Source organism: Pseudomonas sp. P4_D7, assembly GCF_056401755.1.
This window is the reverse complement of the sequence record NZ_JBFUIR010000037.1, coordinates 1-25927: the sequence shown is the minus strand read 5'-3', so window position 1 is coordinate 25927 and position 25927 is coordinate 1. Positions and strand designations below refer to the sequence as shown.

The following is a 25927-nucleotide window of genomic DNA, read 5'->3' as shown; positions in this document are numbered from 1 at the left end:
TAGAATGCCGCCTCACAGCAGGCACGTAGCTCAGTTGGTTAGAGCACCACCTTGACATGGTGGGGGTCGTTGGTTCGAGTCCAATCGCGCCTACCAAATAAAATCCGCTCTGCTGGGCGGTCTAGAAGGGCTCACCGAAAGGTGGGCCCTTTTTTGTTGTCTGCGATTTGCAAAACCCTCCTCAGGGCGCCAGCTGGACCTCGCGTTTAGTCGATCTCAGGGCATTCGAAATTCCATGCGAGGCCTGTTGATCCACTGCGCGTCGTGCTTCACCGTTTAGCGGTCCTTGCTGAATGGCGTGCGCAAGTCCTCGTCGTGCCTCCCGCCTCTGATCGAATTTCTGCGTCGTCGGGTCAGGCAGTTGGTTGACGATTCACCGTTCGTCGCCAGCGCCCTTTGAAAAAGTGTGGATATTGAACAGGTTACGAGTGTTACTAACCAGCCAGTTATCAAAAAAATGTTGTTACTGTTCGTGGGATTAAGTAACATTCGTCCCGCGTTCACCACCACGGTTTATGCATTTTTAAATCCCAAGCTTCCATCAGCTGCTTGGGATTTTTTTTGCCTGCGATTTGCCTCAACTGGCTGAAATTTTTCCTTTCGATCTCTCCTGAAGGCCTGGCGACACCCCGCAGGCACATCCTGGTTTTTTCAACTACTACTGACTGGCCGATTTTCAACTCTGCGATGAGGGGGTATCGATGCTGGTCCATTGGTTTCTTGCAGCTGTTCATCTGCTGGCATTTGCTTTGGGTTTTTGGGCGGTGCTGACGCGTGGCACGGCGTTTAATCGCCTTGCTGTCGGTTCAAGCGAGGCCCGGCGCGTTTTGCTGGCCGATAACCTATGGGGCATCTCTGCATTGATTCTGCTGGTGACAGGGGGAGTGCGGGCTTTTGGAGGCTTTGAAAAGGGCACTGACTATTATCTTCATCAGCCACTGTTTCATCTGAAGAGGATGCTGTTTGTGCTGATCCTGATTGTAGAGCTCGCCCCGATGATCACGTTGGTCAAGTGGCGGATCGCTTCCGCACGCGGCGCAGCAATCGATGCCGGGCGCGCGAAGCTGTACGCGCGAATCAGTCATGTCGAGGCGTTGTTGCTGGTGCTCATGGTGATTGCGGCCACAGGCATGGCGCGTGGTGTGACATTCGGTTAGAGGGCGAATTCTCTGCGCTCTATCGGAAATGTCCGACAGCCAGCCTCGGGGATGGCAGGTAGTATCGGGCAGCAAGAGCATGCGGGGAGAGGTTGGAAGGGGAGTCGGGTTTTGCGTGTCAGGCGCCGTGCCCAACAGAGTGGGGAGCGGATGGCAATACGGCGCGTGAATCTCTAGCCAGTCATTCCACAAGGTAAACGGACTGGCTACTGACTGCGATCTGGCTCAGGGAGTTTGTGGCTTGTCCGGGGCGGTCAGGCCAGCCTGAATGCGCTGGTAAATCTCTTCACGGTGCACGGCAACGTTTTTCGGAGCATTGATACCAATGCGGACCTGTTGGCCGCTTACGCCCAGAATGGTGATCGTAATGTCATCACCAATGTTTATGCTTTCACCGACTTTGCGGGTGAGTATCAGCATGGTCTTCTCCTTGATTGCTTTGTAGGGCACCTGATTCAGACAGTGCAGAGGTCGGTGTACGTATAGATTAGTGCGAAGTCTCACGGTTTGGGTGCCTCTTTCTGACGCGCAGAAGCGGCATTAATTCCCAGGGCGTAACTATACAGAGGCTGCAAGCATCAATCTCGTTGTTTTGTGCCCATTTTGCGGGGCTCGCGAAGTATTTATGAATGATAAGATCGCGGCTTTGAGAATTTCGAGGAAAGCGTTGTGCGCAAATTGGTTTGGGTAGTCGCGGCACTGGTATTGGCAGGGTGTGGTGAAGGCAAGAATGCAGACGCAGCAAAACCACAGTCGGCAGCAGTGACGGCGCCGGCGGCGGCCGCTGCACCACAATGGGATCTCGAAGTGCGCGGTGAAACGCCACAGGCTGTCAGCGACCTGAGTGGCTGGCTCATCGAGCACGCCTTCGTGCCTACGGTGATCAAGGACAGCAGCGGCAAAACGCGAATTCTGATTGGTCCGTTCAACTCTCAGGCTGAAGCTGAAGCACGTAAGGTGCAAGTGGATGCAGCGTTGGTGAAGGCCAAGAAACAGAACGTTGAGTCGGTGCTGGTCGAGCATCCGCTCACGCCGTAAACGAACGGGCGGTGACTCTGCCAGTTGATATGGCAGCAGCGGGGCAAGCGATTGAGTTGGCTGACGTCGACATGGAAAAGAACATTCTCCAGGAAATCGCCGACACCGCCACTGACGGCTTTTACGGCTGGATTGCCGAAGAGTCGACAGCCGTCATGAATATTGCGCAGATACCTGATCAAAGAGCGTGGCATACCTCGTGAGTCACTGAGTTTGATGGGCTGCTGGCGACACAACAAAGCCGCTAATCAGGTGCAAATGAAAAGGCCTCGAACATCACGTTCGAGGCCTTTTTTGTCTGCGCTGCAATCAGCCGCAGGCTTTCATGTTCACTGGGCCGACAAACTCATTACCGCGTCCCATCACGCATGCCACGCTCTGATTACGCTGACGCTCCCAGTCCTGCACCGGGTAAGTCTTGTCCCACGCTTCATACAATTGGCGATCCTGCTTCGACAGGCGCAAGCCGTATTGCTTGCTCATGTAGAAGTACGTGCGGGCGATCATGCCGCGAATCGACGGGCGGGGCATGACCTTCTTCGCCTTGAAGTCGACCTGGGTCAGGCACGAACCGTATTGCCCGGACTGCACGGGCAACCAGCCGTAGCTGAAGTTGCTGCGATCGCCATTGACCTCGCCAATGCTTGGCACCAGGTTATGCAAATCGGCTTCGGCCTTTTGATAGGTCGGGTCGTAACGGGTGCAGTTCTTGCGTCCGCCTTCCTGCCAGCATTGGCGCTGATGGCCGAACTGCCAGGCCGGCACAATGTGTTCCCACTCGATGCGTGATGCGCGCTTGGCATTCTTGCGCGGTACGTAACCGCAAGCCTTCAGATCAACTTTATTGCCAGTGTACTTGCACCCGCAATAAAACTCTGTGGACTGCGGCGCATACAGTTTCCAGGCGACCTTCTTGGCTTCGGTGAATGTGCGGGGTGCGCCAGCCTGGGCACCCATGGCGAAAAACAACAACAGCAAAGCAAAACAGCGGACACTCATTGAATCAATCTTCCTTCGGCACAACCCAAAAAATCTGCACGCCACCGTCGTCGCGATAAGCGAGGGTGACGTTGTCGTTCTCGTCGATTTCCTCAAGCAGGCGCTCCCACTCGTCCATCGGCTCGTCCGGAAGACGAAAGATCAGTGCGGCTTTGGCTTTTTGTGCGGTGGGGGAATTGATGATTTTCTGAACGCGCATGCCTATGCGTTCGTAAGCGTCAGGAGCATCAGGGGAGGTGGCCACGAGGTTATCCTTATTAAGCTGTACGTGCATACAGTATTTAACTGTAAGCATTTTCGCAACTGCTTAAAATACAAGAAAATCCTCTGACAGCGGTTTTCGGATTTTGGTGTAGGTCGTGTCGAGTTTTTTGTAGGAAAAGTGCGAGAGCTTTGTGAGCGTTGCACCACCCGCCCGTCAGGCGAGTGGTGCAGGGTGCCCAATCAAGAATTGACCGGGCGAAAGTCCATCAGTATTCCCAGAACATCCGTTGCAGCTCTTTGCTGTCATTGGTTTTGGTCAGGGCGACCATTGCCAGGATGCGGGCTTTCTGCGGGTTCAGGTCGTGAGCGACAACCCAGTCGTATTTGTCGTCTGGTTGTTCGGCGTTACGCAGAACGAAGCCGCCAGCGTTTACGTGGGACGAGCGAATGATTTGCACGCCATCCTTGCGCAGCGCTTGCAGGGCTGGAACCACGCGGGAGGAGACCGAGCCGTTACCGGTGCCGGCATGGATGATCGCCTTGGCACCGGATTGTGCGAGAGCCTTGTAGGCAGTATCGCTGACGTTGCCGTAGGAATAAGCGATTTCTACGTCAGGCAGGCTCTTGATATTTTTGATATCGAATTCCGAATCCATGGTGTGACGCTTGGCTGGCAAGCGGAACCAGTAGGATTTGCCTTCAACCACCATGCCCAATGGGCCCCAGGCACTTTTGAACGCTTCGGTCTTGATGTTGATCATCTTGCTGACGTCACGACCGGACTGGATTTCATCGTTCATGGTCACCAGTACGCCTTTGCCGTGCGCTTCTTTGCTGCTGGCCACGGCCACGGCGTTGTACAGGTTGAGCATGCCATCGGCGGACATCGCGGTACCCGGACGCATTGAGCCGACGACGATGATTGGCTTGTCGGTTTTTTCTACCAGGTTGAGGAAGTAAGCGGTTTCTTCCAGGGTGTCGGTGCCGTGGGTGATGACGATGCCATCGACGTCTTTGCTATCGGCCAGTTCGGCCACGCGACGACCCAGTTGCAGCAGGTTTTCGTTGGTGATGCTTTCCGAAGCAATCTGCATGACTTGTTCGCCACGCACGTTTGCCAGTTTGCTCAGCTCGGGAATGCCGGCGATCAATTGTTCGACGCCAACCTTCGCCGCTTGATAGGTGGCGCTGTTGGCGGCGCTCGCGCCGGCGCCGGCGATGGTGCCGCCGGTGGCAAGGACTACGACGTTAGCGAGCTTGGTCTGGGTTTCGACTTCTTTCGCCTGAAGGGCGGTGGGCAGGAGTAGGAGAAGGGCCAAAGCGCCCGGAACCAAAGTGTTGAAAGCAGATTTCATTATTTTTCTCTCTAGTAGTGAGACGGTGCTGATGCAGGTTCATCTAGATGCGCCCCAAGCCGATCTGAATGCTCGGGGTGCAGGCTAGGGAGCAGGATCTGTACCAGCCCTACTTTGCTTTAGAGAAATGTTTAACTTGATGATTTACATCAAGATTTTATGGATTTGCAAATGGTGGGGCGAAGCGTTTATCCGGGTTTCCGAACAATGGACGCTTTCGCGTTCGGTTCACCGAAAGGGACTACGGCTTCTTTTCGAATGAAACCGGTTGCCGGCTCGGGATTCTTTACTAAAGAAACCGGCCTTGAGGCCGATGGTTGTTCTGGGAAACGCTTTTTTAGGGAGTTCACATGTCACTGACGATCGGTTTTTCAAACCCGGGTACAGTCACCATCGGCGGTAAAACCGCAGCGACGATCAATGCAATGAACCAGGCAGAAGCGGACGCTTCCGACGAGGCGCTGGGCGTTGAAAAAGAGCCGAGCAACCAGGTCAGGACCGGCGGCCCTGCGCAAGAAGCCAGTCAGGCCGATAGCGCGGACAGCGGCGACAGTCTGAATGTCACCGTGAAAATGCTGCTCAAGCGGATGAAAGAGTTGCAGAAGCAACTGCAGGAGCAGCAACAGCAACTGGCGGCGGCTCAGGCTGCGAGCTATCCGACGCCTGAGGCCAAGTCGCAGGCGGTGATGTCCATTCAGGGTCAGATCGCGCAGACCAGCGGCGCACTCATGGAGGTCGCGGCGGCGTTGCTCAAGGAAATGTCCCAGGGCTCCACCAGCGGCAACGTGGTCAACACCACTGCCTGAGCATCAAGGGACGAAGCAACGGATTCGTCCTTTAATCAATACCGATTTCTGATTGTTGACAAATGTCGGCGGGATTCGCATAGTTCGGTCTACGCAAACGTTTGCGCGGCGCTCTCGGGGCACTATGGCCCTGCAGATAGCCAAGTAGCTTACGCCAGCGCAAGCGTTGCTCACAATAATCATAAGATCGGAGTGAACCCATGAAGCTGCCATTCGCTGGACGTCTTCTTGCTGTCGCTATGCTGGCTGCCACAGCCGCCGCACTACCTGTCTCCTCGGCATTCGCCGAATCCGCCGAAAAACCCAAAGTTGCGCTGGTCATGAAGTCTCTGGCCAACGAATTCTTCCTGACCATGGAAGATGGCGCCAAGGCGTACCAGAAAGAACACTCCGCCGATTTCGACCYGATCTCTAATGGCATCAAGGATGAAACCGACACTGCTGGCCAGACCCGCATCGTCGAGCAAATGATCCTGGCCAAGGTCAATGCACTGGTGATCGCGCCTTCCGATTCCAAGGCCATGGTGCCGGTGATCAAGAAAGCCGTCGATGCTGGTATCACCGTGATCAACATCGACAACCAACTCGATCCGGCCATCGTCAAAAGCAAAAACATCAGCGTGCCCTTCGTAGGTCCGGACAATCGCAAAGGCGCGCGTCTGGTCGGTGAGTACCTGGCCAAGCAGCTCAAGGCCGGTGACGAAGTCGGCATCATTGAAGGCGTGTCCACCACGACCAACGCTCAGCAACGTACCGCTGGCTTCAAGGATGCGATGGACGCCGCACAGATCAAGATCGTTTCGTTGCAATCAGGTGACTGGGAAATCGACAAGGGCAACAAGGTTGCCGCTTCGATCCTCAGCGAATACCCGGACGTCAAAGCACTGCTGGCCGGTAACGACAGCATGGCCGTCGGCGCCGTTTCCGCAGTACGTGCCGCTGGCAAGGCCGGTCAGGTTCAGGTGGTCGGTTACGACAACATCAACGCCATCAAGCCAATGTTGAAGGATGGCCGCGTGTTGGCCACGGCTGACCAGTTCGCTGCCAAGCAGGCAGTGTTCGGCATCGAAACCGCGCTGAAAATCATCAAGGGCGAGAAAGTCGACAGCGGCGCCAACGGCGTGATCGAAACACCGGTCGAGCTGGTCACCAAGTAAGTCTTCTGGCGACACAACGGCGCTCGTCCGTCCGGGCGAGCGCATGGAGAGTTTTTATGTCAGTTTCCGCCCCGAACGCTGTCCTCTCGGTCAGCGGTATCGGTAAGACCTATGCGCAACCGGTGCTCACCGGCATCGATCTGACGCTGATGCGCGGTGAAGTGCTGGCGCTGACCGGCGAGAATGGTGCCGGCAAAAGTACCCTGTCGAAAATCATTGGCGGACTGGTCACGCCGACCACCGGCCAGATGCAATTCCAGGGCAAGGACTATCGTCCGGGCAGCCGCACCCAGGCTGAAGAGCTCGGCGTGCGTATGGTCATGCAAGAGCTCAATCTGTTGCCGACACTGTCGGTCGCGGAAAACCTGTTTCTCGACAACCTGCCAAGCAACGGCGGCTGGATCAGCCGAAAACAACTGCGCAAAGCAGCGATCGAAGCCATGGCGCAAGTCGGTCTCGACGCGATTGATCCGGATACGCTGGTCGGCGAGTTGGGGATCGGGCATCAGCAGATGGTTGAAATTGCCCGTAACCTGATTGGCGATTGCCATGTGCTGATTCTCGATGAGCCGACCGCGATGCTGACCGCACGTGAAGTCGAAATGCTGTTCGAGCAGATCACCCGGTTGCAGGCGCGCGGCGTTTCGATCATTTACATTTCCCACCGTCTCGAAGAGCTGGCCCGTGTCGCACAGCGCATTGCCGTGCTGCGCGACGGCAATCTGGTCTGTGTCGAGCCGATGGCCAATTACAACAGCGAGCAACTGGTTACGCTGATGGTCGGTCGTGAACTGGGCGAACACATCGACATGGGCCCGCGCAATATCGGCGCCCCGGCGCTGACTGTCACGGGTTTGAATCGCTCTGACAAAGTGCGCGATGTTTCATTCGAAGTCCGTGCCGGCGAGATCTTCGGGATTTCCGGATTGATCGGGGCAGGGCGCACAGAACTGCTGCGACTGATTTTTGGTGCGGACGTTGCCGACAGCGGCACCATCGCGCTCGGCTCCCCGGCCAAAGTGGTCAGTGTGCGCTCGCCGGTCGATGCGGTGCGCAACGGTATCGCGTTGATTACCGAAGACCGCAAAGGTGAAGGCCTGCTGCTGAGTCAATCGATCAGCGCCAACATCGCACTGGGCAACATGCCGGAAATCTCCAGTGGCGGTGTCGTCAACAATGGCGACGAGATCGCTTTGGCGCAGCGTCAGATCGATGCCATGCGCATCCGCAGTTCGAGTCCGACACAACTGGTTTCAGAGTTGTCCGGTGGCAACCAGCAGAAGGTCGTGATCGGCCGATGGCTGGAGCGCGACTGTTCGGTGCTGCTGTTCGACGAGCCGACCCGTGGCATCGACGTCGGCGCCAAGTTCGACATTTATGCCTTGCTCGGCGAATTGACTCGCCAGGGCAAAGCGCTGGTGGTGGTGTCCAGTGATCTGCGTGAGTTGATGCTGATCTGTGACCGCATCGGCGTGTTGTCGGCCGGCCGGTTGATCGACACCTTCGAGCGCGACAGCTGGACCCAGGATGACTTGCTTGCCGCCGCGTTCGCCGGCTACCAAAAACGTGATGCGTTGCTCAATGAAGCGGCGCCTAGGGATCTCCCATGAAAACTGCATCTCCTGCCGGCAAACGTAGTGGCAACTTCTACGGTCTGGGCACTTATCTGGGCCTGGCCGGCGCCTTGCTGGCGATGATTGCGCTGTTCTCGGTCTTGAGCAGCCACTTTCTGTCCTATAACACCTTCAGTACGCTGGCCAACCAGATCCCTGATCTGATGGTGCTGGCGGTCGGCATGACCTTCGTGTTGATCATCGGCGGCATCGACCTTTCGGTGGGTTCGGTATTGGCGCTTGCCGCTTCGACGGTCAGCGTCGCCATTCTCGGTTGGGGCTGGGGCGTGTTGCCGTCAGCGTTGCTCGGCATGGCAGTGGCGGCACTGGCTGGCACCGTGACCGGTTCAATCACGGTGGCGTGGCGGATTCCATCGTTCATCGTCTCCCTGGGCGTGCTGGAAATGGCTCGGGGTCTGGCTTATCAGATGACGGGATCGCGCACCGCGTACATCGGTGATTCGTTTGCCTGGCTGTCGAACCCGATCGCGTTCGGCATCTCGCCATCGTTTATCATTGCTTTGCTGGTGATTATCATCGCTCAGGCCGTGTTGACCCGTACCGTATTCGGTCGCTACCTGATCGGCATTGGCACCAACGAAGAGGCGGTGCGCCTCGCGGGGATCAATCCGAAACCCTACAAGATTCTGGTCTTCAGCCTGATGGGGCTGCTGGCCGGTATCGCTGCGCTGTTCCAGATTTCCCGTCTGGAAGCCGCTGACCCGAATGCCGGTTCCGGTCTGGAGTTGCAGGTAATCGCAGCTGTGGTTATCGGCGGTACCAGCCTGATGGGCGGGCGTGGTTCGGTGATCAGCACATTCTTTGGCGTGTTGATCATTTCGGTCCTGGCGGCAGGTCTGGCGCAGATCGGTGCGACTGAGCCGACCAAACGAATCATCACCGGCGCCGTCATCGTGATCGCGGTGGTGCTCGACACTTATCGCAGTCAGCGCGCCAGTCGCCGGGGCTAAGAGATGGCAACGATCAAGGATGTGGCAGCCCTCGCGGGGATTTCCTACACGACGGTGTCGCATGTGGTGAACAACACCCGGCCGGTGAGTCGGGAGGTGCGGTTGAAAGTCGAGGCGGCGATCAAGAGCCTCGACTATGTGCCGAGTGCGGTGGCGCGCTCGCTCAAAGCCAAGACCACTGCAACCATCGGCCTGCTGGTGCCCAACAGTCTCAACCCGTATTTCGCCGAGTTGGCGCGGGGCATCGAGGATTATTGCGAGCGTAACGGCTATTGCGTGATCCTCTGCAACTCCGACGACAATCCCGACAAGCAGCGCAGCTATTTGCGCGTGTTGCTGGAGAAACGCATCGACGGTTTGATCGTTGCTTCCGCTGGCGGTGACAGCGGTCTGGCGCAGGGGTTGGCCGGGGTGAAAACGCCGATGGTCATCGTCGACCGAGGTCTGGATGGCGTCGATGCCGATCTGGTGCGTATCGACCACGAATACGGCGCTTACCTCGCGACCCGGCACTTGCTTGAGTTGGGGCACCGCGACATCGCCACCATCGGCGGCCCGGCCAGCACCAGCGTTGCGCAGATGCGTCTGGCCGGCTATTGCCGAGCGCTGAAAGAGGCGGGCGTTGACGTCCGTCAGGAGCGCATGCTGGAAAGCGATTTCACCAGTACTGGCGGGTACAACGCAGCGGCGATTCTGCTCGAGCGCAATCCGCCGAGCGCAATCTTTGCCGGTAACGACATGATCGGCATTGGTGTGCTGCGAGCGGCGGCGGAGCGCAATGTGCGCGTGCCGAGCGAGCTGTCGGTGATTGGTTTCGACGATATCCAGATGAGTCGTTACGTCTACCCGGCACTCACCACGGTGGGGCAATCAATCCTGCAACTGGGCGAGATGGCGGCCGAAGTGCTGCTGCGCAGGATTGCCACGCCGAGCCTGGGCACTGATCAACGGATCGTGACCCCGAGTATTGTCTTGCGCGAATCCACTGCACCGTTGTCCGGCGTGTTCACCGAATACCGCTGAAACCGAATTGACGAGTAATGATGTATGCCAGCAAATGTAGTGGTAATAGGCAGCCTGAACATGGATCTGGTGACCCGGGCGCCACGGCTGCCGGTCGGCGGCGAAACGTTGATCGGTCATTCGTTTGCCACGGTTTCCGGTGGCAAGGGCGCCAATCAGGCGGTGGCCGCAGCGCGTTTGGGCGCGCAGGTGGCGATGGTTGGCTGTGTTGGCAGCGACGATTATGGCGTGCAACTACGCAACGCCTTGTTGGCCGAACAGATCGATTGCCAGGCAGTGAGCACCGTCGATGACTCCAGTGGCGTGGCGTTGATCGTGGTCGATGACAACAGTCAGAACGCCATTGTCATCGTCGCCGGCGCCAATGGCGCCATGACGCCCGCAGTGATCGACCGGTTTGATGCGGTGCTGCAAGCCGCAGACGTGATCATCTGCCAGCTCGAAATTCCGGATGCCACGGTGGGGCATGCGCTCAAGCGTGCGCGCGCGCTGGGTAAAATTGTCATCCTCAATCCGGCACCGGCCAGTCGTCCACTGCCGGCGGACTGGTTTGCGGCGATCGACTACCTGATCCCCAATGAGAGCGAAGCGACCGTGTTGAGCGGCTTGCCGGTGGACTCGCAGGAAACGGCAGAAAGTGCAGCCAGTCAGTTGATCGCCATGGGTGCGGGCAAAGTCATTATTACCCTTGGTGCGCAAGGCTCGCTGTTCGCCAATGGCCAAAGCTTTGAGCATTTCCCGGCGCCCAAAGTGAAGGCTGTCGACACCACGGCCGCAGGCGACACGTTCGTGGGTGGTTTCGCCGCTGCGCTGGCCAATGGCAAGTCCGAGGCCGAGTCGATTCGTTTCGGGCAGATCGCCGCCGCGTTATCGGTAACCCGCGCCGGCGCACAGCCGTCCATTCCAACCCTATCCGACGTACAGGCCTTTAAACCCGCATGAAAAAGACTCCTCTGCTCAACGTCGCATTGTCGCGGCTGATCGCGTCCCTGGGCCATGGCGACATGGTGGTCATTGGTGATGCCGGGCTGCCAGTGCCGCCGGGTGTCGAGCTGATTGATCTGGCGCTGACCCACGGTGTCCCGGATTTCGTCAGTACCCTGAAGGTCGTGCTCAGCGAGATGCAAGTGGAAAGCCATGCATTGGCCAAAGAAATCTTCGACAAGCAACCGACCGCGCTGAATACCCTGGAGCAGTTGAGTGAAGAGGGCGCTCTGGGCCGTCGTGATCTGCTCAGTCACGAGCAATTCAAGGTTCTCAGCCGACAGGCTCGGGCGATTGTTCGTACAGGGGAATGCCAGCCGTACTGCAACATCGTGCTGGTCGCTGGAGTCACCTTTTAACTTTTGATTTCACAAGCACAAGGAATGCGCCATGCAACGCTATGCTCAGAAACTGCATCAATTCATCCGGAGCCTGCTGCTTTTGTCCGTAATAACTGCCACCGGCGCCCAGGCGGCGGAAAAAATCGACCTGATCATCGACACCGACCCGGGTGCCGACGATGTGGTCGCCTTGCTGTTCGCCCTGGCCTCGCCGGACGAACTTAACATTCGCGCGCTGACCACCGTGGCCGGCAACGTGCGCCTCGACAAGACTTCGCGTAACGCACGACTGGCGCGCGAGTGGGCAGGGCGCGAGGACGTACCGGTTTATGCTGGCGCGCCGAAGCCGCTGATGCGCACACCGATCTACGCCGAGAACATCCATGGCAAGGAAGGCCTGTCGGGTGTCACCGTGCACGAACCGAAAAAGGGGCTGGCTGAAGGCAATGCGGTCAATTACCTGATCGATACCCTGAAAAAAGCCAAGCCGCACAGCATCACGATCGCCATGCTCGGTCCACAGACCAACCTGGCGCTGGCGCTGATCCAGGAGCCTGAAATTGTTCAGGGCATCAAGGAAGTGGTGATCATGGGTGGGGCGCACTTCAACGGTGGCAATATCACTCCGGTGGCGGAATTCAACCTGTTTGCTGACCCGCAAGCTGCTGAAGTGGTTCTGAAAAGCGGCGTGAAACTGACCTACCTGCCGCTGGACGTGACCCACAAGATTCTCACCAGTGATGCGCGCCTGAAACAGATCGCTGCGCTGAACAACAGCGCGAGCAAGATTGTCGGCGACATTCTCAACGAGTACATCAAAGGCGATATGGAGCACTACGGTATTCCGGGTGGCCCGGTGCATGACGCCACCGTTGTGGCGTATCTGCTCAAGCCGGAACTGTTCATCGGTCGCTCGGTGAATGTCGTGGTGGATAGCCGTGAAGGGCCGACTTTCGGTCAGACCATCGTCGATTGGTACGACGGCCTGAAGGCGCCGAAAAACGCCTTCTGGGTGGAAAATGGCGACGCGCAAGGCTTCTTTGACTTGCTCACCGAACGCCTGAAACGTCTGAAGTAAGCCACTCGCCCGCAGGTGCCAGCCTGCGGGTTTACCCTTTCTCTGCGTGTTCGTGTTCGACCTGTTCGGTCGGGTAGCGCTCGAAAATCTGTTTGATGAATTGCTTGGCCGCTTCTGTGCCCAACTCTTTGACCAATAAATCGATACCAATCAGCGCAAGCTCCTCGGTGGTTCCCGGGCTGTAAGAGCTGTGTCCGTCTGCCCATTTGGCATTAATGGCGGCGTCGATGCTGATGGTGGTCATGAGAGCGCTCGAATAGTCGGAAGATCTTGGGTTTGAGTTAACCATTTTGTCGGGCATTTGGCACTGCGACTTAGGCATGAGCGGAACGCTATGCGACACTTGGTCTTTTAAGGCTCCCAAGGATTGTGCTGTGCAGATCGATTTGAACACCCCTGACGGCCTCACGCTCGACGCGGTGCGCCAGTTGCTCGCCTCGGCCAGTGATGACGAACACACGCAGCTGCGCGTGACCAAGGGCGGTATCGCTTACATTTCCTCCGGCGTTACCGGTGGGCAGGATATCGACGGCTTGCTGTTTCGCCTGGAAACCTGGGCCAAGGGCTCGGGCTACGTGGGCAATGTCGCGGCCAGTGACGAGGTATGGGTCATGCAGATTTTCAATGCGCTGAAGGACAACTGGCCGAATCCGCCGTATGACTACATCGACGTCTATTGAGCGCCTTTAATATTCAGTCACGATTGATTGATGAAGTGACGCATGCCCCTCAGGCACACTCGGCGTTTTTCCGATCGTGGGGCAGGGTGATTGGTGATGGCCTTGGCTGTGAAACCAATCGCTTGAATGGCGGTCGCACGATCTCAGCTTAACCATTTTGAAAACAAGGAGGCTTCATGCCTTTGAAGTTCGCGACACTGGGTGCACTTATGGCCGCTGCCATGCTGGCCGGTTGCAGCACGACCTCCAGCGAGTCGGCAAAGGAATCTGCGGCAACCGAAGCTGGTCACAGCCGCTGTGAAGCATCGGCGGCGGAATTCGCCATTGGCAAGAAAGCTTCGCCAGAGCTTCTGGAGCAGGCGCGCAGCAAAGCCGGGGCGCAAAATGCCCGCTTCCTCAAGCCGAACGACATGATCACGCTTGAGTACCGCTCCGATCGCTTGAATCTGAACACCGACAACAACCTGGTGATCACTCGTGTCAACTGCGGCTGATTAGCGAAGGCTTTTATTGCAGGCATAAAAAACCCCGTCACATGGACGGGGTTTTTTTAGTGCGCGCAGAAATTACTCTGGGCGAACCTGTGCAGCTTGCATACCCTTTTGGCCTTTCTCAGCCACGAAAGAGACGGTCTGGCCTTCTTTCAGGCTTTTGAAACCGTCGGATTCGATAGCTTTGAAGTGTACGAACAGGTCGTCACCGCCACCTTGAGGAGTGATGAAGCCGAAGCCTTTTTCATCGTTGAACCACTTAACGGTGCCGGTTTGGCGATTAGACATGGTGTATCTCCAAGAAACATATATTTTTCAGTACTGTGCTGCTCAGGCCAACTGGGCACACCCGGGTATCATAGTCGAAATGTTCGCTTTGGTAGCCCCCCGGACGTGCTGTTTGCCAATCAGTCGTGTTTTCTTTACTGCCTTTATCGGCTGAAGGCCCCGGTTTACAAGGCTTTTAGCGGAACGTAAAGACGATAAAAAAACCTGTAAAACCTGCATAAAACGTCTGAAAAGACGCAAATTCAGCCCTTTTCAAGGGCGCTGGGCCGAGTCAGGACGCTTTTTTTCTTACTTTTTCGCCGGAGTATTCGCCTTGCATTTGGCGATTTGGCCCAGCGCTTTCTGCTGCAGTTCAGGGGTGGCCTTGTTGTCCATCAGCGCCTGAATATCGGCGGCAGGATAGGACTTGATGGCATCAGCGCCACAAGCGCAGTGCGATTTGGCCGCGGCGGCACCAATTTGCGGAGTAGCCGCCTGGGTGCACTGCGCCATGTACTTCTCGCGCTCGCCCTTCGGCCAGTCGGCGTGGGCGCTCAGTGGCAGCAGCATAACGATAGGGGCGACTACGGCGAACAGGGTATTCAGACGCATGCGAGGATGCTCCTTGTGGGTCAATGTCTTGTTATCTGAGGGCTGAAAGGCCTATCAAGTTCAGCACTCTGGCATAAAAACAGACGATTTGCCTTCTGATCAAACAGAGGCATAAGTGACCGCTCATCTGTGCTAGCATGCCGGGCTCAAGCGTTCTCTGGCGCCGGATGACCTTCAGTCCCGGCAGCGGTCAACGTGCGAATATTTTCGATTTGAATCCCAGTCACTCTGGTTCGGTTTTCCGGTTGGCCGCAAGGCTCCTGCCGCTGTAAGGCAGGCGTTCGTCATTGAATGGCCTGGATCGGATCTTGTACTGGCTCATCCCAACCCACGTGACCTTTGGTAGGGGTCACCACTAGGAGAGGAGGCGCCATGCCAACTATTACTCTTCCCGACGGCAGTCAACGTTCATTCGATCACCCGGTTTCCGTAGCCGAGGTCGCCGCATCCATTGGTGCCGGTCTGGCCAAAGCCACACTGGCCGGCAAGGTCAATGGCCAACTGGTCGACGCCAGCGACATCATCAGCAGCGACGCGACCCTGCAAATCATTACGCCTAAGGATGAAGAGGGGCTGGAGATCATTCGCCACTCTTGCGCGCACCTGGTTGGCCACGCGGTCAAGCAGCTGTACCCGACTGCGAAAATGGTCATCGGGCCGGTCATCGACGAAGGCTTCTATTACGACATCGCCTTCGAGCGTCCTTTCACTCCGGACGACATGGCCGCTATCGAACAGCGCATGCAACAGCTGATCGAAAAAGATTACGACGTCATCAAGAAAGTCACTCCGCGCGCCGAAGTGATCGAAGTGTTCAAGGCTCGTGGCGAAGACTACAAGTTGCGCCTGGTCGAGGACATGCCGAACGAACAGGCCATGGGTCTGTACTATCACGAAGAATACGTCGACATGTGCCGCGGTCCGCACGTGCCGAACACGCGTTTCCTGAAATCCTTCAAGCTGACGAAGCTGTCCGGTGCCTACTGGCGCGGCGACGCCAAGAACGAGCAATTGCAGCGCGTTTACGGCACCGCTTGGGCAGACAAGAAGCAGCTGGCGGCTTACATCCAACGCATCGAAGAAGCTGAGAAGCGCGATCACCGCAAGATCGGCAAGCGTCTGGGCCTGTTCCACACCCAGGAAGAATCCCCGGGCATGGTGTTCTGGCACCCGAACGGCTGGACTCTGTACCAGGTGCTTGAGCAGTACATGCGCAAGATCCAGCGCGACAACGGCTACCTTGAGATCAAGACGCCGCAAGTCGTTGATCGCAGCCTGTGGGAGAAATCCGGTCACTGGGCCAACTACGCCGACAACATGTTCACCACTCAATCGGAAAACCGCGACTACGCGATCAAGCCGATGAACTGCCCGTGCCACGTGCAGGTGTTCAATCAGGGCCTGAAGAGCTACCGCGAGCTGCCGATGCGTCTGGCCGAGTTCGGTGCCTGCCACCGTAACGAGCCATCGGGTGCGCTGCACGGCATCATGCGTGTGCGTGCGTTCACTCAGGATGACGCCCACATCTTCTGCACTGAAGAGCAGATGCAGGCTGAATCCGCCGCATTCATCAAGCTGACCATGGACGTTTATCGTGACTTCGGCTTTACCGATGTCGAGATGAAACTGTCCACTCGTCCGGAAAAACGCGTCGGTTCCGACGAATTGTGGGATCGCGCTGAAGCTGCATTGGCTGCAGCTCTTGATTCTGCGGGCCTGCCGTACGATCTGCAGCCGGGTGAAGGTGCGTTCTACGGTCCGAAGATCGAGTTCTCGCTGAAAGACTGCCTTGGTCGGGTCTGGCAATGTGGTACTCTGCAGCTCGATTTTAACCTGCCTGTCCGTTTGGGCGCTGAATACGTCTCTGAAGACAACAGCCGCAAACACCCAGTGATGTTGCACCGTGCGATCCTCGGTTCCTTCGAGCGTTTCGTCGGGATTCTGATCGAGCACTACGAAGGTGCGTTCCCTGCGTGGCTCGCGCCAACCCAGGCGGTGATCATGAATATCACTGATAAACAGGCAGATTTTGTTGCAGAAGTTGAAAAAACTCTCAACGAAAGCGGATTTCGTGCCAAGTCCGACTTGAGAAATGAAAAGATCGGCTTTAAAATCCGCGAGCATACTTTGCTCAAGGTTCCCTATCTTTTGGTTATCGGAGATAAGGAAGTCGAGATGCAGACTGTCGCTGTGCGTACTCGTGAAGGTGCTGACCTGGGCTCGATGCCCGTCGCCCAGTTCGCTGAGTTTCTCGCGCAAGCGGTTTCCCGGCGTGGTCGCCCAGATTCGGAGTAATTATTATTAAGCGTGAAATGAGACAAGATAAACGAGCTGCACCGAAAGCCCCGATCAACGAGAATATCTCGGCACGCGAGGTTCGGTTAATTGGCGCTGATGGCGAGCAGATTGGCATCGTCTCGATTGATGAAGCGCTTCGTATTGCTGAAGAAGCAAAGCTTGATCTGGTGGAAATCTCCGCAGACGCAATCCCACCGGTTTGCCGTGTGATGGATTACGGCAAATCGATCTTCGAAAAGAAGAAGCAGGTTGCCGCGGCGAAGAAGAACCAGAAGCAGATTCAGGTAAAAGAAATCAAGTTTCGTCCAGGGACGGAGGAAGGGGATTACCAGGTAAAACTGCGCAACCTGGTACGTTTCCTGAGTGATGGGGACAGGGCCAAGGTATCCTTGCGATTCCGCGGCCGTGAGATGGCCCACCAGGAGCTGGGGATGGAACTCCTCAAGCGGGTTGAAGCTGACCTGCTCGAGTACGGTTCGGTCGAACAGCATCCTAAGATGGAAGGACGCCAGCTGATCATGGTCATCGCCCCGAAAAAGAAGAAGTAATCAACAGGGCACGGCAGGCCTTCTGATTATGTTTATCAACTGAATGCGGAGTATCCGAACATGCCAAAAATGAAAACCAAAAGTGGTGCTGCTAAGCGGTTTCTGAAAACTGCTAACGGTATCAAGCACAAGCACGCTTTCAAGAGCCACATCCTGACTAAAATGTCGACCAAGCGTAAGCGTCAACTGCGCGGTAGCAGCTTGCTGCATCCGTCTGACGTGGCAAAAGTCGAGCGCATGCTGCGCCTTCGTTAATTTAGTCAAGAATAGAGGAAGTAACTCATGGCTCGTGTAAAGCGTGGCGTCATTGCCCGTAAGCGTCACAAAAAAATTCTGAAACTTGCTAAAGGCTACTACGGCGCACGCTCCCGCGTATTCCGTGTTGCCAAGCAAGCGGTAATCAAGGCAGGCCAATACGCCTACCGTGACCGTCGTCAGAAAAAACGTCAGTTCCGCGCTCTGTGGATCGCTCGTATCAACGCTGGTGCTCGTGTTAACGGTCTGTCCTACAGCCGTTTCATCGCTGGCCTGAAAAAAGCGTCCATCGAGATCGACCGTAAGGTTCTGGCTGATCTGGCAGTGAACGAAAAAGCGGTGTTTGCTGCGATTGTCGAGAAAGCTAAAGCCACCTTGGCTTAAGTACCCCCGACAATCACCCGGCCTCACTTCCGTGGGGCCAGGTGGTAAACGTCTTAAATAGGGGAAGAGCCTTCAAGCTCTTCCCCTATTTTGTATCTGGAGTCTGTACATGGAAAACCTGGATGCGCTGGTCTCTCAAGCACTAGAGGCTGTGCAAAGCGCTGAAGATATCAATGCCCTGGAGCAAATCCGGGTTCAATACCTTGGCAAAAAGGGCGAATTGACTCAGGTGATGAAGACCCTGGGGAATTTGCCGGCAGAAGAGCGTCCGCAAGTCGGCGCCCTGATCAACGTTGCCAAGGAACGTGTCACAGGCGTACTCAATGCGCGCATGGCTCTGTTTGAAGAAGCCGAACTGGCTGCCAAACTGTCCGCCGAATCCATTGACGTGACGTTGCCGGGCCGTGGCCAGACCTCTGGTGGTCTGCATCCGGTGACCCGGACTCTGGAACGTGTTGAACAGTTCTTCACCCGCATCGGCTACGGCATCGCCGAAGGCCCTGAGGTCGAAGACGACTATCACAACTTTGAAGCGCTCAACATCCCAGGCCATCACCCGGCCCGGTCGATGCATGACACCTTCTATTTCAACGCCAACATGCTGCTGCGCACCCATACCTCGCCGGTACAGGTCCGCACCATGGAATCGAAACAGCCGCCGATCCGCATCGTCTGCCCGGGCCGCGTGTATCGCAGCGACTCCGATATCACCCACTCGCCGATGTTCCACCAGGTCGAAGGCCTGCTGGTTGATCGCGACATCAATTTTGCCGATCTCAAAGGCACCATCGAAGAATTCCTGCGGGTGTTCTTCGAAAAAGAGCTGGCCGTACGTTTCCGTCCTTCGTACTTCCCGTTCACCGAGCCGTCCGCTGAAGTCGATATGGAATGCGTGATGTGCAGCGGTAAAGGCTGCCGTGTCTGCAAGCAGACTGGCTGGCTGGAAGTGATGGGCTGCGGCATGGTTCACCCGAACGTGTTGCGCATGTCCGGCATTGATCCGGAAGAGTTCTCCGGTTTTGCTTTCGGCATGGGTGTCGAGCGTCTGGCCATGCTCCGTTACGGCGTGAACGACTTGCGTCTGTTCTTCGACAACGACTTGCGGTTCCTCGCGCAATTTCGCTAGTCGTAACGAATTCTTAGGAGAGCAGGATGAAATTCAGTGAACAATGGCTGCGTGGCTGGGTTAGCCCGCAGGTAAATCGCGACGAGCTGGTTGCTCGTCTGTCGATGGCGGGCCTTGAGGTCGATAGCGTGACCCCGGCCGCCGGTGTTTTCAGTGGTGTGGTGGTGGGTGAGGTGCTGAGCACCGAGCAACACCCTGATGCCGACAAGCTGCGTGTGTGCCAGGTCAGCAACGGCGCGGAAACTTTCCAGGTCGTGTGCGGTGCGCCAAACGTGCGTCCGGGCCTGAAGATTCCGTTCGCCATGATCGGCGCTGAGCTGCCGGGCGACTTCAAGATCAAGAAGGCCAAGCTGCGCGGCGTCGAGTCGAACGGCATGCTGTGCTCACAAGCCGAGCTGCAGATCGGTGAAGGCAACGACGGTCTGATGGAACTGCCGGTCGATGCACCGGTGGGCGAAGACTTCCGTGTGTACCTGGATCTGGAAGACGCCAGCATCGAGGTCGACCTGACCCCGAACCGTGGCGACTGCCTGTCCCTGGCCGGTCTGGCCCGTGAAGTCGGCGCACTGTATGCCGCGCCGGTCACCCGTCCGGTGGTCATGGCCATTCCTGCCGCGCACGACGAAGTGCGTTCGGTAGAAGTGCTGGCCCCAGCCGCGTGCCCGCGTTACCTGGGCCGCGTTATCCGTAACGTTGACCTGTCCAAGCCAACGCCGCTGTGGATGGTGGAACGTCTGCGTCGCGCCGACGTGCGCAGCATCGACGCTGCTGTCGACATCACCAACTACGTGATGCTCGAGCTGGGTCAGCCGCTGCACGCCTTCGATCTCGCCGAAATCAACGGCGGCATCCGCGTGCGCATGGCGGAAGAGGGCGAGAAGCTCGTACTGCTCGACGGCCAAGAAGTCAGCCTGCGCAGCGATACGCTGGTGATCGCTGACCACACCCGCGCACTGGCGATTGCCGGTGTCATGGGCGGCGAGCATAGCGGTGTGTCTGCAACCACTCGCGACGTCTTCCTGGAGAGTGCTTTCTTCGACCAGATCGCTGTCGCGGGCAAGGCTCGCTCCTATGGTCTGCACACCGACGCTTCGCACCGCTATGAGCGGGGTGTCGACTGGCAACTGGCCCGTGAAGCCATGGAGCGCGCCACTGGCTTGCTGCTGGACATCACTGGCGGCGAAGCCGGCCCGATCATCGAGACCCTCAGCGAGCAACATCTGCCGTCGATCGCGCCGATCACTCTGCGTTCCCAGCGCATCACCCAGATGCTGGGTATGGAAATGGATTGCGCCCAGGTTGAGCGTTTGCTCGGCGGCCTGGGTCTAGGTATTACTGCCGATGGCGAAGGCCAGTGGCGCGTAGAAGTGCCAAGCCATCGCTTCGACATCAGTCTGGAAGTCGATCTGATCGAAGAACTGGCGCGTCTGTACGGCTACAACCGTCTGCCGGTTCGTTACCCGCAAGCGCGTCTGGCGCCGCAAGCCAAAGCCGAAGCGCGTAGCGATCTGCCGGAACTGCGCCGCCTGCTGGTAGCGCGTGGTTATCAGGAAGCGATCACTTACAGCTTCATCGATCCGCGTCAGTTCGAACTGTTCAGTCCGGGCGTCGAGCCGCTGTTGCTGGCCAATCCGATCTCTAATGACATGGCAGCCATGCGCTCGTCGCTGTGGCCGGGTCTGGTCAAGGCGCTGCAGCACAACCTCAACCGTCAGCAAGATCGCGTGCGTCTGTTCGAAAGCGGTCTGCGCTTCGTTGGTCAGCTCGAAGGCCTGAAGCAAGAGCCGATGCTGTCCGGCGTGGTTTGCGGTAGCCGCCTGCCGGAAGGTTGGGCGCAAGGTCGCGACACGGTTGATTTCTTCGACGTCAAGGCTGATGTGGAAGCGGTGCTCGGCTTCGCCGGTGCACTGGATTCGTTCACCTTCGCTCCGGGCAAACACCCTGCGTTGCACCCGGGTCAAACCGCGCGCATCGAGCGCGAAGGGCGTGAAGTCGGTTTCATCGGCGCCATTCACCCGGAATTGTCGAAAGCCTTGGGTCTGGACCGTCCGGTCTTCGTTTTCGAGCTGGTTCTGGCTGAAGTGGCACTCGGTAAAATGCCGAAATTCCACGAGTTGTCGCGCTTTCCTGAAGTGCGTCGTGACCTTGCACTGATTGCGCACAAAGACGTCGCGTCCGCGGCCGTACTGGACGTAATCCGTGAAAATGCAGGCGAATGGCTCACGGATCTCAGGCTGTTTGACGTGTATCAGGGTAAAGGCATTGATCCTGATAGAAAAAGCCTTGCAGTTGGCTTGACCTGGCAGCATCCATCGCGCACTCTTAATGACGATGAGGTGAATTCGACGACGCAAAATATCCTCACCTCGCTCGAACAAAGGTTGAACGCCACGTTAAGGAAGTGACGTATGGGGGCTTTGACGAAAGCTGAGATGGCGGAACGTCTGTATGAAGAGCTGGGCCTGAACAAGCGGGAAGCCAAGGAATTGGTAGAACTGTTTTTCGAGGAAATCAGGCACGCTCTTGAAGACAACGAGCAGGTCAAATTGTCCGGTTTCGGCAATTTCGACCTTCGGGACAAACGCCAGCGGCCTGGCCGCAACCCGAAAACGGGGGAAGAAATCCCGATCACGGCTCGCCGTGTGGTCACCTTTCGTCCAGGGCAGAAGTTGAAGGCCCGAGTTGAGGCTTATGCTGGAACCAAGTCATAACGACGAACTACCCGTCATCCCGGGCAAACGCTACTTCACCATCGGTGAAGTCAGCGAGCTGTGTGCCGTAAAGCCACACGTGCTGCGCTATTGGGAGCAGGAGTTTCCTCAACTCAACCCCGTCAAACGCCGCGGAAACCGCCGGTATTATCAGCGCCAGGACGTGCTGATGATCCGGCAGATCCGCGCGCTCCTTTACGATCAGGGTTTCACCATCGGCGGCGCACGCTTGCGCTTGTCCGGCGATGAAGCCAAAGACGACACGACCCAATACAAGCAGATGATTCGGCAGATGATTGCCGAATTGGAAGATGTGCTGGTGGTTCTCAAGAAATAAAAAGCAGCGTTTGAATACTTCCAGTTTTCAAACGCTTGCGCTATATTCTTGAGCGTTCTTCGAGGTGAAGAACAGTTGCAAAGCCAGTCGGGGCGTAGCGCAGTCCGGTAGCGCACTAGCATGGGGTGCTAGGGGTCGAGTGTTCGAATCACTCCGTCCCGACCATATAATTCAATGACTTAGCCCAATCTGAAAAGATTGGGCTTTTTCATGCGCAGTGATTTTTGCTCTCTATAGAAGAGCATTCCCGTCAGCTTCTTTCACTCGCCGTTTTCTGCGCCGAATCGATGCAAAGCGAATAAAAAGTTTGCTGAAAGTCAGCCACCACCTTCTCCTGCTTCCTCGCGTCCGACTCCCTAGGCATGTCGTAGGCCTGCCCGATCAAGGCTTTGTACAAACTACCCACATACTCGCTCTCCTTTCCTGCGTTGTCGGCCAGTTCCAGGACGGAGGAGAGGGGCACGCCTCCTTGCCTGGCTTTCATGATGGCTTTGGCCGAATTTTCGACTCGCTGGCACTCTTCCAGATATTCGCTGGGCAAGGGTGCGCTGTGTGCTGCAAAGCTGAAAGTGAGCAGTATTGCCGTTGTCGCCAGAAACCGATTGAACATGGCACGCCATCCCTGAATGTTGGCCGGGAACGTTAGCATTCATGGCTCGGCGCTACCATCTGTTCATCGGCCAAAAGCAGAGGTTCACTGGCTGGGTTTTTTAACATCTGCGGAATCGCTCGAGGTGTTGGCATCCTTCTGTGTTTCGTGTGCTTCGGCACCGGAATTTGATCCTGATGCTTCCTCGCCTTTCTTGTCGGCTTTGTCTTCTTTTGACTCGGATCCGCCTTGGTTTACGCCGGGAATCGCAGTGGCTGGAACTGAGGAGCCGCCTGTTTTTTCAGCCGCAAGGGAAAACAGTGGGCACAGTGAAAGCAGGCTTGCCAATCCGATAGCAATCATTCGCTTGTTCATGAGGTTGTCTTCCAGGTCGGGGATGTACTGCATTGGAAGAACTCACAGGGCGAAGGTGCGGTACATCAGACCAGCGGCATCAGGTCAAGTAAGGTGGCCAGGCGTTATACGTCTAAGAGATCTACGGCGCCAACTGGCTCCATTCAATCCCGAACCGGGCCAGGTACTTGCGCAAGCGGTCCGCATCATTAGGCTGCGCCTTGGCCAGGCGCGAGATGCCAAACAAGCGGCGACCGGCATCTGACAGGCTGTCTGCTTGCCGGCAGACCTCAAGCACTGCCCGCAACTGCAAGCGGTCAAACAGATCCATGCTCTCTTCATTCCCTGGCAAATCTTCTGAGTTGCTTCCCGCTTGGGTCAGGCCCCAGGCATAACGCAACCGCTCAATCTCTTCCTGCACCTGCGCCTCATCAATTCTCCCGCTATCCGCCAATGTTGCCATGCGCGTGATCGACGCAGACAGTTCGCGGAAATTGCCCAGCCACGCCGCTTCGCTAGAGCTGGCGAAGGCCAGATAGCGGCGGCGTGCTTCAAGGTTGAAGCGCACCAATTGCCCATGCTCACGGGCATGTCGCTGCAACTCGAAATCAATATTCGGCTCGATATCCTCGCGGCGGCCGGCGAGGCCGGGAAGGTCGAACGTCCAGAGGTTGATGCGTGCGTACAAGTCTTCGCGAAACAGGCCTTCAGCGACCCGGCTGCGCAGGTCGCGATGGGTGCCGGCGATGATCAGGAAGTCGCTCTCCACCTCCTTGTCAGAACCCAGTGGAAAGAAGCGTTTTTCTTCAATCGCTTTGAGTAGCATCGCCTGCTCGTCGGCGCCCAGTTCGCCGATTTCATCGAGGAACAGCATGCCGCCATCGGCCGCACGCAGCAGACCGTCGCGGGCGTTCTGTGCGCCGGTGAAGGCGCCTTTGCTGTGGCCGAACAAGGTCGACATCGCACCGTCGCCACGCAGGGTGGCGCAGTTGACTTCAACAAAGCGCCCCTGCATCTGATGGCGGTTGCGTTTGAGTTCGTAGATGCGTCGAGCCAGAAAGGATTTGCCGGCACCGGTCGGGCCGATCAGCAACATGGGGGCTTTCGAGCGCACCGCAACGCGTTCGATCTGCTCGATGGAGCGGTTGAACGCGGCATTGCGTGTGGCGATGCCGGACTTCAGAAATGCCAGACCTTCAAGGCGTTTATTGGCAAAGCGTGAGGCGATGCGATCGTATCGCGACAGGTCGAGGTCGATCAGGGCATGGGTGCCGCAGGCGTGTTCGTCTTCGCTCTTGCGCTTGGCGGGGGAGGTCTGGATCAGGCGAGCGGGCAAGTAGCGCGCCTCGGTCAACAGAAACCAGCAGATCTGCGCGACGTGGGTGCCGGTGGTGATGTGGACGAGGTAGTCCTCGTGTTCGGTGTCGAACGTGTAGGCAGTGGTGAAATCGTGCAGCGCGCCGTAGACCTCTTCAAAATCCCACGGATTGCGCAACGCCATCGAGTGCAGGCGCACTTCGGTTTCCGGTGAAACCTGCTGAATATCGGCGCGCACCCGCTCGGCGAGACTGACGTCGCGGGCGTCGATGCCGTGAATCAGCTCAAGCCGATTGATCAGCACATCCGGCTGCTGGCAGAGGCCCACGCTCGGCCGCCAATGGCTCCAGCGATTGGCGCCTTTACCGACGCGATCAAGGGTGGCTCCGATAAAACCGATAGCGACGGTACGTCTATTTTGCATGCTTATCTCAAAAGATAAAAAACGATATCTAATGATAATTTTTCTACGCAGGGTTTGTCGTCAATTCAAACACTCAAAAAGTCGATAGATAATAAAGGTCATTTAAAACAGAGAGTTATGAAGTTTTTTCGGGGGAATTGAAAACCTGGCACGGGCGCTGCTATGTCTATCGCAACGAACAGCAAAACCCCGCGAGACGTCAAGATGGCCAACTCAAATTTCTTTAATACGCAGTCGAATAAAGACATGAAAGATCACACTTACCAATTGCTCGAAGTCGCCAACGGCAAACCGATCAAACTCTGGACCGAAGGCGTTCCGGTGGAAAACGAGGCCCGCGAGCAGTTGATGAACACCGCAAAAATGCCGTTCATCTTCAAACATCTGGCGGTCATGCCGGATGTGCACTTGGGCAAGGGCTCGACCATCGGCAGCGTGATCCCGACAGTCGGCGCGATCATTCCGGCAGCGGTCGGCGTCGACATCGGCTGCGGCATGATTGCCGCGCGTACGTCGCTGACCGCCGCTGATTTGCCGGACAACCTGCTCGGTCTGCGCAGCGCTATCGAGCAAGCGGTGCCACATGGCCGCAGTTCGACCCGTTCGCGGCGCGACAAGGGCGCCTGGGATGAGATCCCGCAGCAAGCCGATCAGGCCTGGGCGGGGCTGCAGCCACGGTTCAAATTGATCACTGACAAGTACCCGAAACTGGCCAACACCAACAACCGCGGGCACCTCGGTACGCTCGGCAGCGGCAACCACTTCATCGAAGTGTGCCTGGATGAAGCCAACCGGGTCTGGTTCATGT

32 protein-coding genes and 2 tRNA genes are annotated in these 25927 nt (G+C 57.0%); 24 read left to right on the top strand and 10 right to left on the bottom strand.

What is annotated here, in order from left to right:
• The first annotated feature begins 19 nt into the window (after positions 1–19).
• Positions 20–96: transfer RNA gene (locus AC1DVF_RS21205), tRNA-Val, on the top strand.
• A 605-nt stretch (positions 97–701) separates the two neighbouring features.
• Positions 702–1157, top strand: coding sequence for a DUF2214 family protein (locus AC1DVF_RS21200; RefSeq protein WP_477783094.1), 456 nt, complete (start codon positions 702–704; stop codon positions 1155–1157).
• 225 nt (positions 1158–1382) lie between these two features.
• Here AC1DVF_RS21200 and csrA read toward each other — a convergent pair whose 3' ends face one another.
• Entirely contained in the window at positions 1383–1577 is a 195-nt protein-coding gene (gene csrA / locus AC1DVF_RS21195; RefSeq protein ID WP_003179932.1) for a carbon storage regulator CsrA, read from the bottom strand.
• A 249-nt stretch (positions 1578–1826) separates the two neighbouring features.
• Between csrA and AC1DVF_RS21190 the strand changes: the two genes are divergently transcribed.
• Together AC1DVF_RS21190 and AC1DVF_RS21185 are read left to right on the top strand one after the other, a co-directional pair.
• Complete coding sequence (locus AC1DVF_RS21190; protein WP_093432120.1) at positions 1827–2195, top strand: penicillin-binding protein activator LpoB; 369 nt, start codon at positions 1827–1829, stop codon at positions 2193–2195.
• An 11-nt stretch (positions 2196–2206) separates the two neighbouring features.
• Positions 2207–2398, top strand: coding sequence for a hypothetical protein (locus AC1DVF_RS21185; RefSeq protein ID WP_460090350.1), 192 nt, complete (start codon positions 2207–2209; stop codon positions 2396–2398).
• A 106-nt stretch (positions 2399–2504) separates the two neighbouring features.
• Here AC1DVF_RS21185 and AC1DVF_RS21180 read toward each other — a convergent pair whose 3' ends face one another.
• The 3 genes from AC1DVF_RS21180 to AC1DVF_RS21170 form a co-directional block, all read right to left on the bottom strand.
• Positions 2505–3194 carry an endonuclease gene (locus tag AC1DVF_RS21180; protein WP_093432123.1) on the bottom strand — a complete coding sequence of 230 codons (690 nt, stop codon included), beginning with the start codon at positions 3192–3194 and terminating at the stop codon, positions 2505–2507.
• A gap of 4 nt (positions 3195–3198) precedes the next feature.
• Complete coding sequence (locus tag AC1DVF_RS21175) at positions 3199–3468, bottom strand: DUF1654 domain-containing protein (RefSeq protein ID WP_371748305.1); 270 nt, start codon at positions 3466–3468, stop codon at positions 3199–3201.
• A 196-nt stretch (positions 3469–3664) separates the two neighbouring features.
• On the bottom strand, positions 3665–4753 hold the full coding sequence (locus AC1DVF_RS21170; protein WP_034152752.1) for an asparaginase: 1089 nt from the start codon (positions 4751–4753) through the stop codon (positions 3665–3667).
• Between the two features lie 350 nt (positions 4754–5103).
• Here AC1DVF_RS21170 and AC1DVF_RS21165 point away from each other — a divergent pair, with 350 nt between their 5' ends.
• The 8 genes from AC1DVF_RS21165 (at position 5104) to AC1DVF_RS21130 (ending at position 12726) form a co-directional block, all read left to right on the top strand.
• Positions 5104–5559: a hypothetical protein gene (locus AC1DVF_RS21165; protein WP_093432134.1), complete on the top strand. Its 456-nt coding sequence runs from the start codon at positions 5104–5106 to the stop codon at positions 5557–5559.
• Positions 5560–5759: 200 nt separating this feature from the next.
• Positions 5760–6716, top strand: coding sequence for a substrate-binding domain-containing protein (locus AC1DVF_RS21160; RefSeq protein WP_477783093.1), 957 nt, complete (start codon positions 5760–5762; stop codon positions 6714–6716).
• A 56-nt stretch (positions 6717–6772) separates the two neighbouring features.
• Positions 6773–8326, top strand: a complete 1554-nt coding sequence (locus tag AC1DVF_RS21155; protein ID WP_093432137.1) for a sugar ABC transporter ATP-binding protein — start codon at positions 6773–6775, stop codon at positions 8324–8326.
• Complete coding sequence (locus tag AC1DVF_RS21150) at positions 8323–9300, top strand: ABC transporter permease (RefSeq protein WP_007913478.1); 978 nt, start codon at positions 8323–8325, stop codon at positions 9298–9300. Before AC1DVF_RS21155 ends, AC1DVF_RS21150 begins: the two co-directional genes overlap by 4 nt.
• 3 nt (positions 9301–9303) lie before the next feature.
• Positions 9304–10323, top strand: a complete 1020-nt coding sequence (locus AC1DVF_RS21145) for a LacI family DNA-binding transcriptional regulator (RefSeq protein ID WP_186624928.1) — start codon at positions 9304–9306, stop codon at positions 10321–10323.
• Between the two features lie 24 nt (positions 10324–10347).
• Positions 10348–11265, top strand: a complete 918-nt coding sequence (gene rbsK / locus AC1DVF_RS21140; RefSeq protein ID WP_477783092.1) for a ribokinase — start codon at positions 10348–10350, stop codon at positions 11263–11265.
• A complete protein-coding gene (gene rbsD, locus AC1DVF_RS21135) occupies positions 11262–11666 on the top strand; it encodes a D-ribose pyranase (protein WP_414926907.1) in 405 nt (134 codons plus the stop codon). The genes rbsK and rbsD overlap by 4 nt, the downstream gene beginning before the upstream one ends.
• Positions 11667–11697: 31 nt before the next feature.
• Positions 11698–12726 carry a nucleoside hydrolase gene (locus tag AC1DVF_RS21130; protein WP_477783091.1) on the top strand — a complete coding sequence of 343 codons (1029 nt, stop codon included), beginning with the start codon at positions 11698–11700 and terminating at the stop codon, positions 12724–12726.
• Between the two features lie 31 nt (positions 12727–12757).
• Here the strand turns inward: AC1DVF_RS21130 and AC1DVF_RS21125 are convergent, their stop codons facing one another.
• Positions 12758–12970, bottom strand: a complete 213-nt coding sequence (locus tag AC1DVF_RS21125; protein ID WP_093432151.1) for a hypothetical protein — start codon at positions 12968–12970, stop codon at positions 12758–12760.
• Between the two features lie 130 nt (positions 12971–13100).
• Between AC1DVF_RS21125 and AC1DVF_RS21120 the strand changes: the two genes are divergently transcribed.
• Together AC1DVF_RS21120 and AC1DVF_RS21115 are read left to right on the top strand one after the other, a co-directional pair.
• Positions 13101–13406: a hypothetical protein gene (locus AC1DVF_RS21120; protein WP_007913485.1), complete on the top strand. Its 306-nt coding sequence runs from the start codon at positions 13101–13103 to the stop codon at positions 13404–13406.
• A 176-nt stretch (positions 13407–13582) separates the two neighbouring features.
• Entirely contained in the window at positions 13583–13900 is a 318-nt protein-coding gene (locus tag AC1DVF_RS21115) for an I78 family peptidase inhibitor (protein ID WP_093432154.1), read from the top strand.
• A gap of 72 nt (positions 13901–13972) precedes the next feature.
• On the opposite strand, the gene AC1DVF_RS21110 is transcribed toward AC1DVF_RS21115, so the two are convergent.
• Entirely contained in the window at positions 13973–14185 is a 213-nt protein-coding gene (locus AC1DVF_RS21110; RefSeq protein ID WP_003179963.1) for a cold-shock protein, read from the bottom strand.
• A gap of 288 nt (positions 14186–14473) precedes the next feature.
• Positions 14474–14776 (bottom strand): hypothetical protein, encoded by a 303-nt coding sequence (locus tag AC1DVF_RS21105; protein WP_093432157.1) that lies wholly within the window; start codon positions 14774–14776, stop codon positions 14474–14476.
• Between the two features lie 372 nt (positions 14777–15148).
• Here AC1DVF_RS21105 and thrS point away from each other — a divergent pair, with 372 nt between their 5' ends.
• The 9 genes from thrS to AC1DVF_RS21060 all read left to right on the top strand — a co-directional run bounded on the left by thrS (position 15149) and on the right by AC1DVF_RS21060 (position 22600).
• On the top strand, positions 15149–17071 hold the full coding sequence (thrS, locus tag AC1DVF_RS21100) for a threonine--tRNA ligase (protein ID WP_007913488.1): 1923 nt from the start codon (positions 15149–15151) through the stop codon (positions 17069–17071).
• The gene (gene infC / locus AC1DVF_RS21095) at positions 17071–17622 is read left to right on the top strand and encodes a translation initiation factor IF-3 (protein WP_171057393.1); all 552 of its coding nucleotides are present in this window, start codon (positions 17071–17073) and stop codon (positions 17620–17622) included. The genes thrS and infC overlap by 1 nt, the downstream gene beginning before the upstream one ends.
• A 60-nt stretch (positions 17623–17682) precedes the next feature.
• Complete coding sequence (gene rpmI, locus AC1DVF_RS21090; RefSeq protein WP_002553160.1) at positions 17683–17877, top strand: 50S ribosomal protein L35; 195 nt, start codon at positions 17683–17685, stop codon at positions 17875–17877.
• 27 nt (positions 17878–17904) lie between these two features.
• Complete coding sequence (gene rplT, locus AC1DVF_RS21085) at positions 17905–18261, top strand: 50S ribosomal protein L20 (protein WP_007913489.1); 357 nt, start codon at positions 17905–17907, stop codon at positions 18259–18261.
• A gap of 109 nt (positions 18262–18370) precedes the next feature.
• Positions 18371–19387 (top strand): phenylalanine--tRNA ligase subunit alpha, encoded by a 1017-nt coding sequence (gene pheS / locus AC1DVF_RS21080; RefSeq protein ID WP_003226365.1) that lies wholly within the window; start codon positions 18371–18373, stop codon positions 19385–19387.
• A 26-nt stretch (positions 19388–19413) separates the two neighbouring features.
• Positions 19414–21792 carry a phenylalanine--tRNA ligase subunit beta gene (pheT, locus tag AC1DVF_RS21075; RefSeq protein WP_477783090.1) on the top strand — a complete coding sequence of 793 codons (2379 nt, stop codon included), beginning with the start codon at positions 19414–19416 and terminating at the stop codon, positions 21790–21792.
• Between the two features lie 3 nt (positions 21793–21795).
• Positions 21796–22098 carry an integration host factor subunit alpha gene (ihfA, locus tag AC1DVF_RS21070; RefSeq protein ID WP_002553164.1) on the top strand — a complete coding sequence of 101 codons (303 nt, stop codon included), beginning with the start codon at positions 21796–21798 and terminating at the stop codon, positions 22096–22098.
• On the top strand, positions 22079–22435 hold the full coding sequence (locus tag AC1DVF_RS21065) for a MerR family transcriptional regulator (RefSeq protein WP_003179985.1): 357 nt from the start codon (positions 22079–22081) through the stop codon (positions 22433–22435). Before ihfA ends, AC1DVF_RS21065 begins: the two co-directional genes overlap by 20 nt.
• Positions 22436–22523: 88 nt before the next feature.
• Positions 22524–22600 (top strand) — tRNA-Pro (locus AC1DVF_RS21060).
• Positions 22601–22685: 85 nt separating this feature from the next.
• Here the strand turns inward: AC1DVF_RS21060 and AC1DVF_RS21055 are convergent.
• From AC1DVF_RS21055 to rtcR, 3 genes are all read right to left on the bottom strand, one after another.
• The gene (locus tag AC1DVF_RS21055; RefSeq protein ID WP_093439384.1) at positions 22686–23045 is read right to left on the bottom strand and encodes a hypothetical protein; all 360 of its coding nucleotides are present in this window, start codon (positions 23043–23045) and stop codon (positions 22686–22688) included.
• A gap of 84 nt (positions 23046–23129) precedes the next feature.
• A complete protein-coding gene (locus AC1DVF_RS21050; RefSeq protein WP_095047771.1) occupies positions 23130–23399 on the bottom strand; it encodes a hypothetical protein in 270 nt (89 codons plus the stop codon).
• 121 nt (positions 23400–23520) lie between these two features.
• Positions 23521–25119 (bottom strand): RNA repair transcriptional activator RtcR, encoded by a 1599-nt coding sequence (gene rtcR, locus AC1DVF_RS21045; protein WP_477783089.1) that lies wholly within the window; start codon positions 25117–25119, stop codon positions 23521–23523.
• Positions 25120–25365: 246 nt separating this feature from the next.
• On the opposite strand from rtcR, the gene AC1DVF_RS21040 reads away from it, so the two are divergent.
• The coding region (locus AC1DVF_RS21040; RefSeq protein ID WP_477783088.1) for an RtcB family protein at positions 25366–25927 on the top strand (562 nt) is incomplete at its 3' end.

Coding starts and splice junctions, on each gene's coding strand:
- AC1DVF_RS21200 (WP_477783094.1), top strand. CDS start 702: ATGCTGGTCCATTGGTTTCTTGCAGCTGTTCATCTGCTGGCATTTGCT.
- csrA (WP_003179932.1), bottom strand. CDS start 1,577: ATGCTGATACTCACCCGCAAAGTCGGTGAAAGCATAAACATTGGTGAT.
- AC1DVF_RS21180 (WP_093432123.1), bottom strand. CDS start 3,194: ATGAGTGTCCGCTGTTTTGCTTTGCTGTTGTTGTTTTTCGCCATGGGT.
- AC1DVF_RS21175 (WP_371748305.1), bottom strand. CDS start 3,468: ATGCACGTACAGCTTAATAAGGATAACCTCGTGGCCACCTCCCCTGAT.
- AC1DVF_RS21170 (WP_034152752.1), bottom strand. CDS start 4,753: ATGAAATCTGCTTTCAACACTTTGGTTCCGGGCGCTTTGGCCCTTCTC.
- AC1DVF_RS21165 (WP_093432134.1), top strand. CDS start 5,104: ATGTCACTGACGATCGGTTTTTCAAACCCGGGTACAGTCACCATCGGC.
- AC1DVF_RS21155 (WP_093432137.1), top strand. CDS start 6,773: ATGTCAGTTTCCGCCCCGAACGCTGTCCTCTCGGTCAGCGGTATCGGT.
- AC1DVF_RS21150 (WP_007913478.1), top strand. CDS start 8,323: ATGAAAACTGCATCTCCTGCCGGCAAACGTAGTGGCAACTTCTACGGT.
- AC1DVF_RS21145 (WP_186624928.1), top strand. CDS start 9,304: ATGGCAACGATCAAGGATGTGGCAGCCCTCGCGGGGATTTCCTACACG.
- rbsK (WP_477783092.1), top strand. CDS start 10,348: ATGCCAGCAAATGTAGTGGTAATAGGCAGCCTGAACATGGATCTGGTG.
- rbsD (WP_414926907.1), top strand. CDS start 11,262: ATGAAAAAGACTCCTCTGCTCAACGTCGCATTGTCGCGGCTGATCGCG.
- AC1DVF_RS21130 (WP_477783091.1), top strand. CDS start 11,698: ATGCAACGCTATGCTCAGAAACTGCATCAATTCATCCGGAGCCTGCTG.
- AC1DVF_RS21125 (WP_093432151.1), bottom strand. CDS start 12,970: ATGACCACCATCAGCATCGACGCCGCCATTAATGCCAAATGGGCAGAC.
- AC1DVF_RS21115 (WP_093432154.1), top strand. CDS start 13,583: ATGCCTTTGAAGTTCGCGACACTGGGTGCACTTATGGCCGCTGCCATG.
- AC1DVF_RS21110 (WP_003179963.1), bottom strand. CDS start 14,185: ATGTCTAATCGCCAAACCGGCACCGTTAAGTGGTTCAACGATGAAAAA.
- AC1DVF_RS21105 (WP_093432157.1), bottom strand. CDS start 14,776: ATGCGTCTGAATACCCTGTTCGCCGTAGTCGCCCCTATCGTTATGCTG.
- thrS (WP_007913488.1), top strand. CDS start 15,149: ATGCCAACTATTACTCTTCCCGACGGCAGTCAACGTTCATTCGATCAC.
- rpmI (WP_002553160.1), top strand. CDS start 17,683: ATGCCAAAAATGAAAACCAAAAGTGGTGCTGCTAAGCGGTTTCTGAAA.
- rplT (WP_007913489.1), top strand. CDS start 17,905: ATGGCTCGTGTAAAGCGTGGCGTCATTGCCCGTAAGCGTCACAAAAAA.
- pheS (WP_003226365.1), top strand. CDS start 18,371: ATGGAAAACCTGGATGCGCTGGTCTCTCAAGCACTAGAGGCTGTGCAA.
- pheT (WP_477783090.1), top strand. CDS start 19,414: ATGAAATTCAGTGAACAATGGCTGCGTGGCTGGGTTAGCCCGCAGGTA.
- ihfA (WP_002553164.1), top strand. CDS start 21,796: ATGGGGGCTTTGACGAAAGCTGAGATGGCGGAACGTCTGTATGAAGAG.
- AC1DVF_RS21065 (WP_003179985.1), top strand. CDS start 22,079: ATGCTGGAACCAAGTCATAACGACGAACTACCCGTCATCCCGGGCAAA.
- AC1DVF_RS21055 (WP_093439384.1), bottom strand. CDS start 23,045: ATGTTCAATCGGTTTCTGGCGACAACGGCAATACTGCTCACTTTCAGC.
- AC1DVF_RS21050 (WP_095047771.1), bottom strand. CDS start 23,399: ATGAACAAGCGAATGATTGCTATCGGATTGGCAAGCCTGCTTTCACTG.
- rtcR (WP_477783089.1), bottom strand. CDS start 25,119: ATGCAAAATAGACGTACCGTCGCTATCGGTTTTATCGGAGCCACCCTT.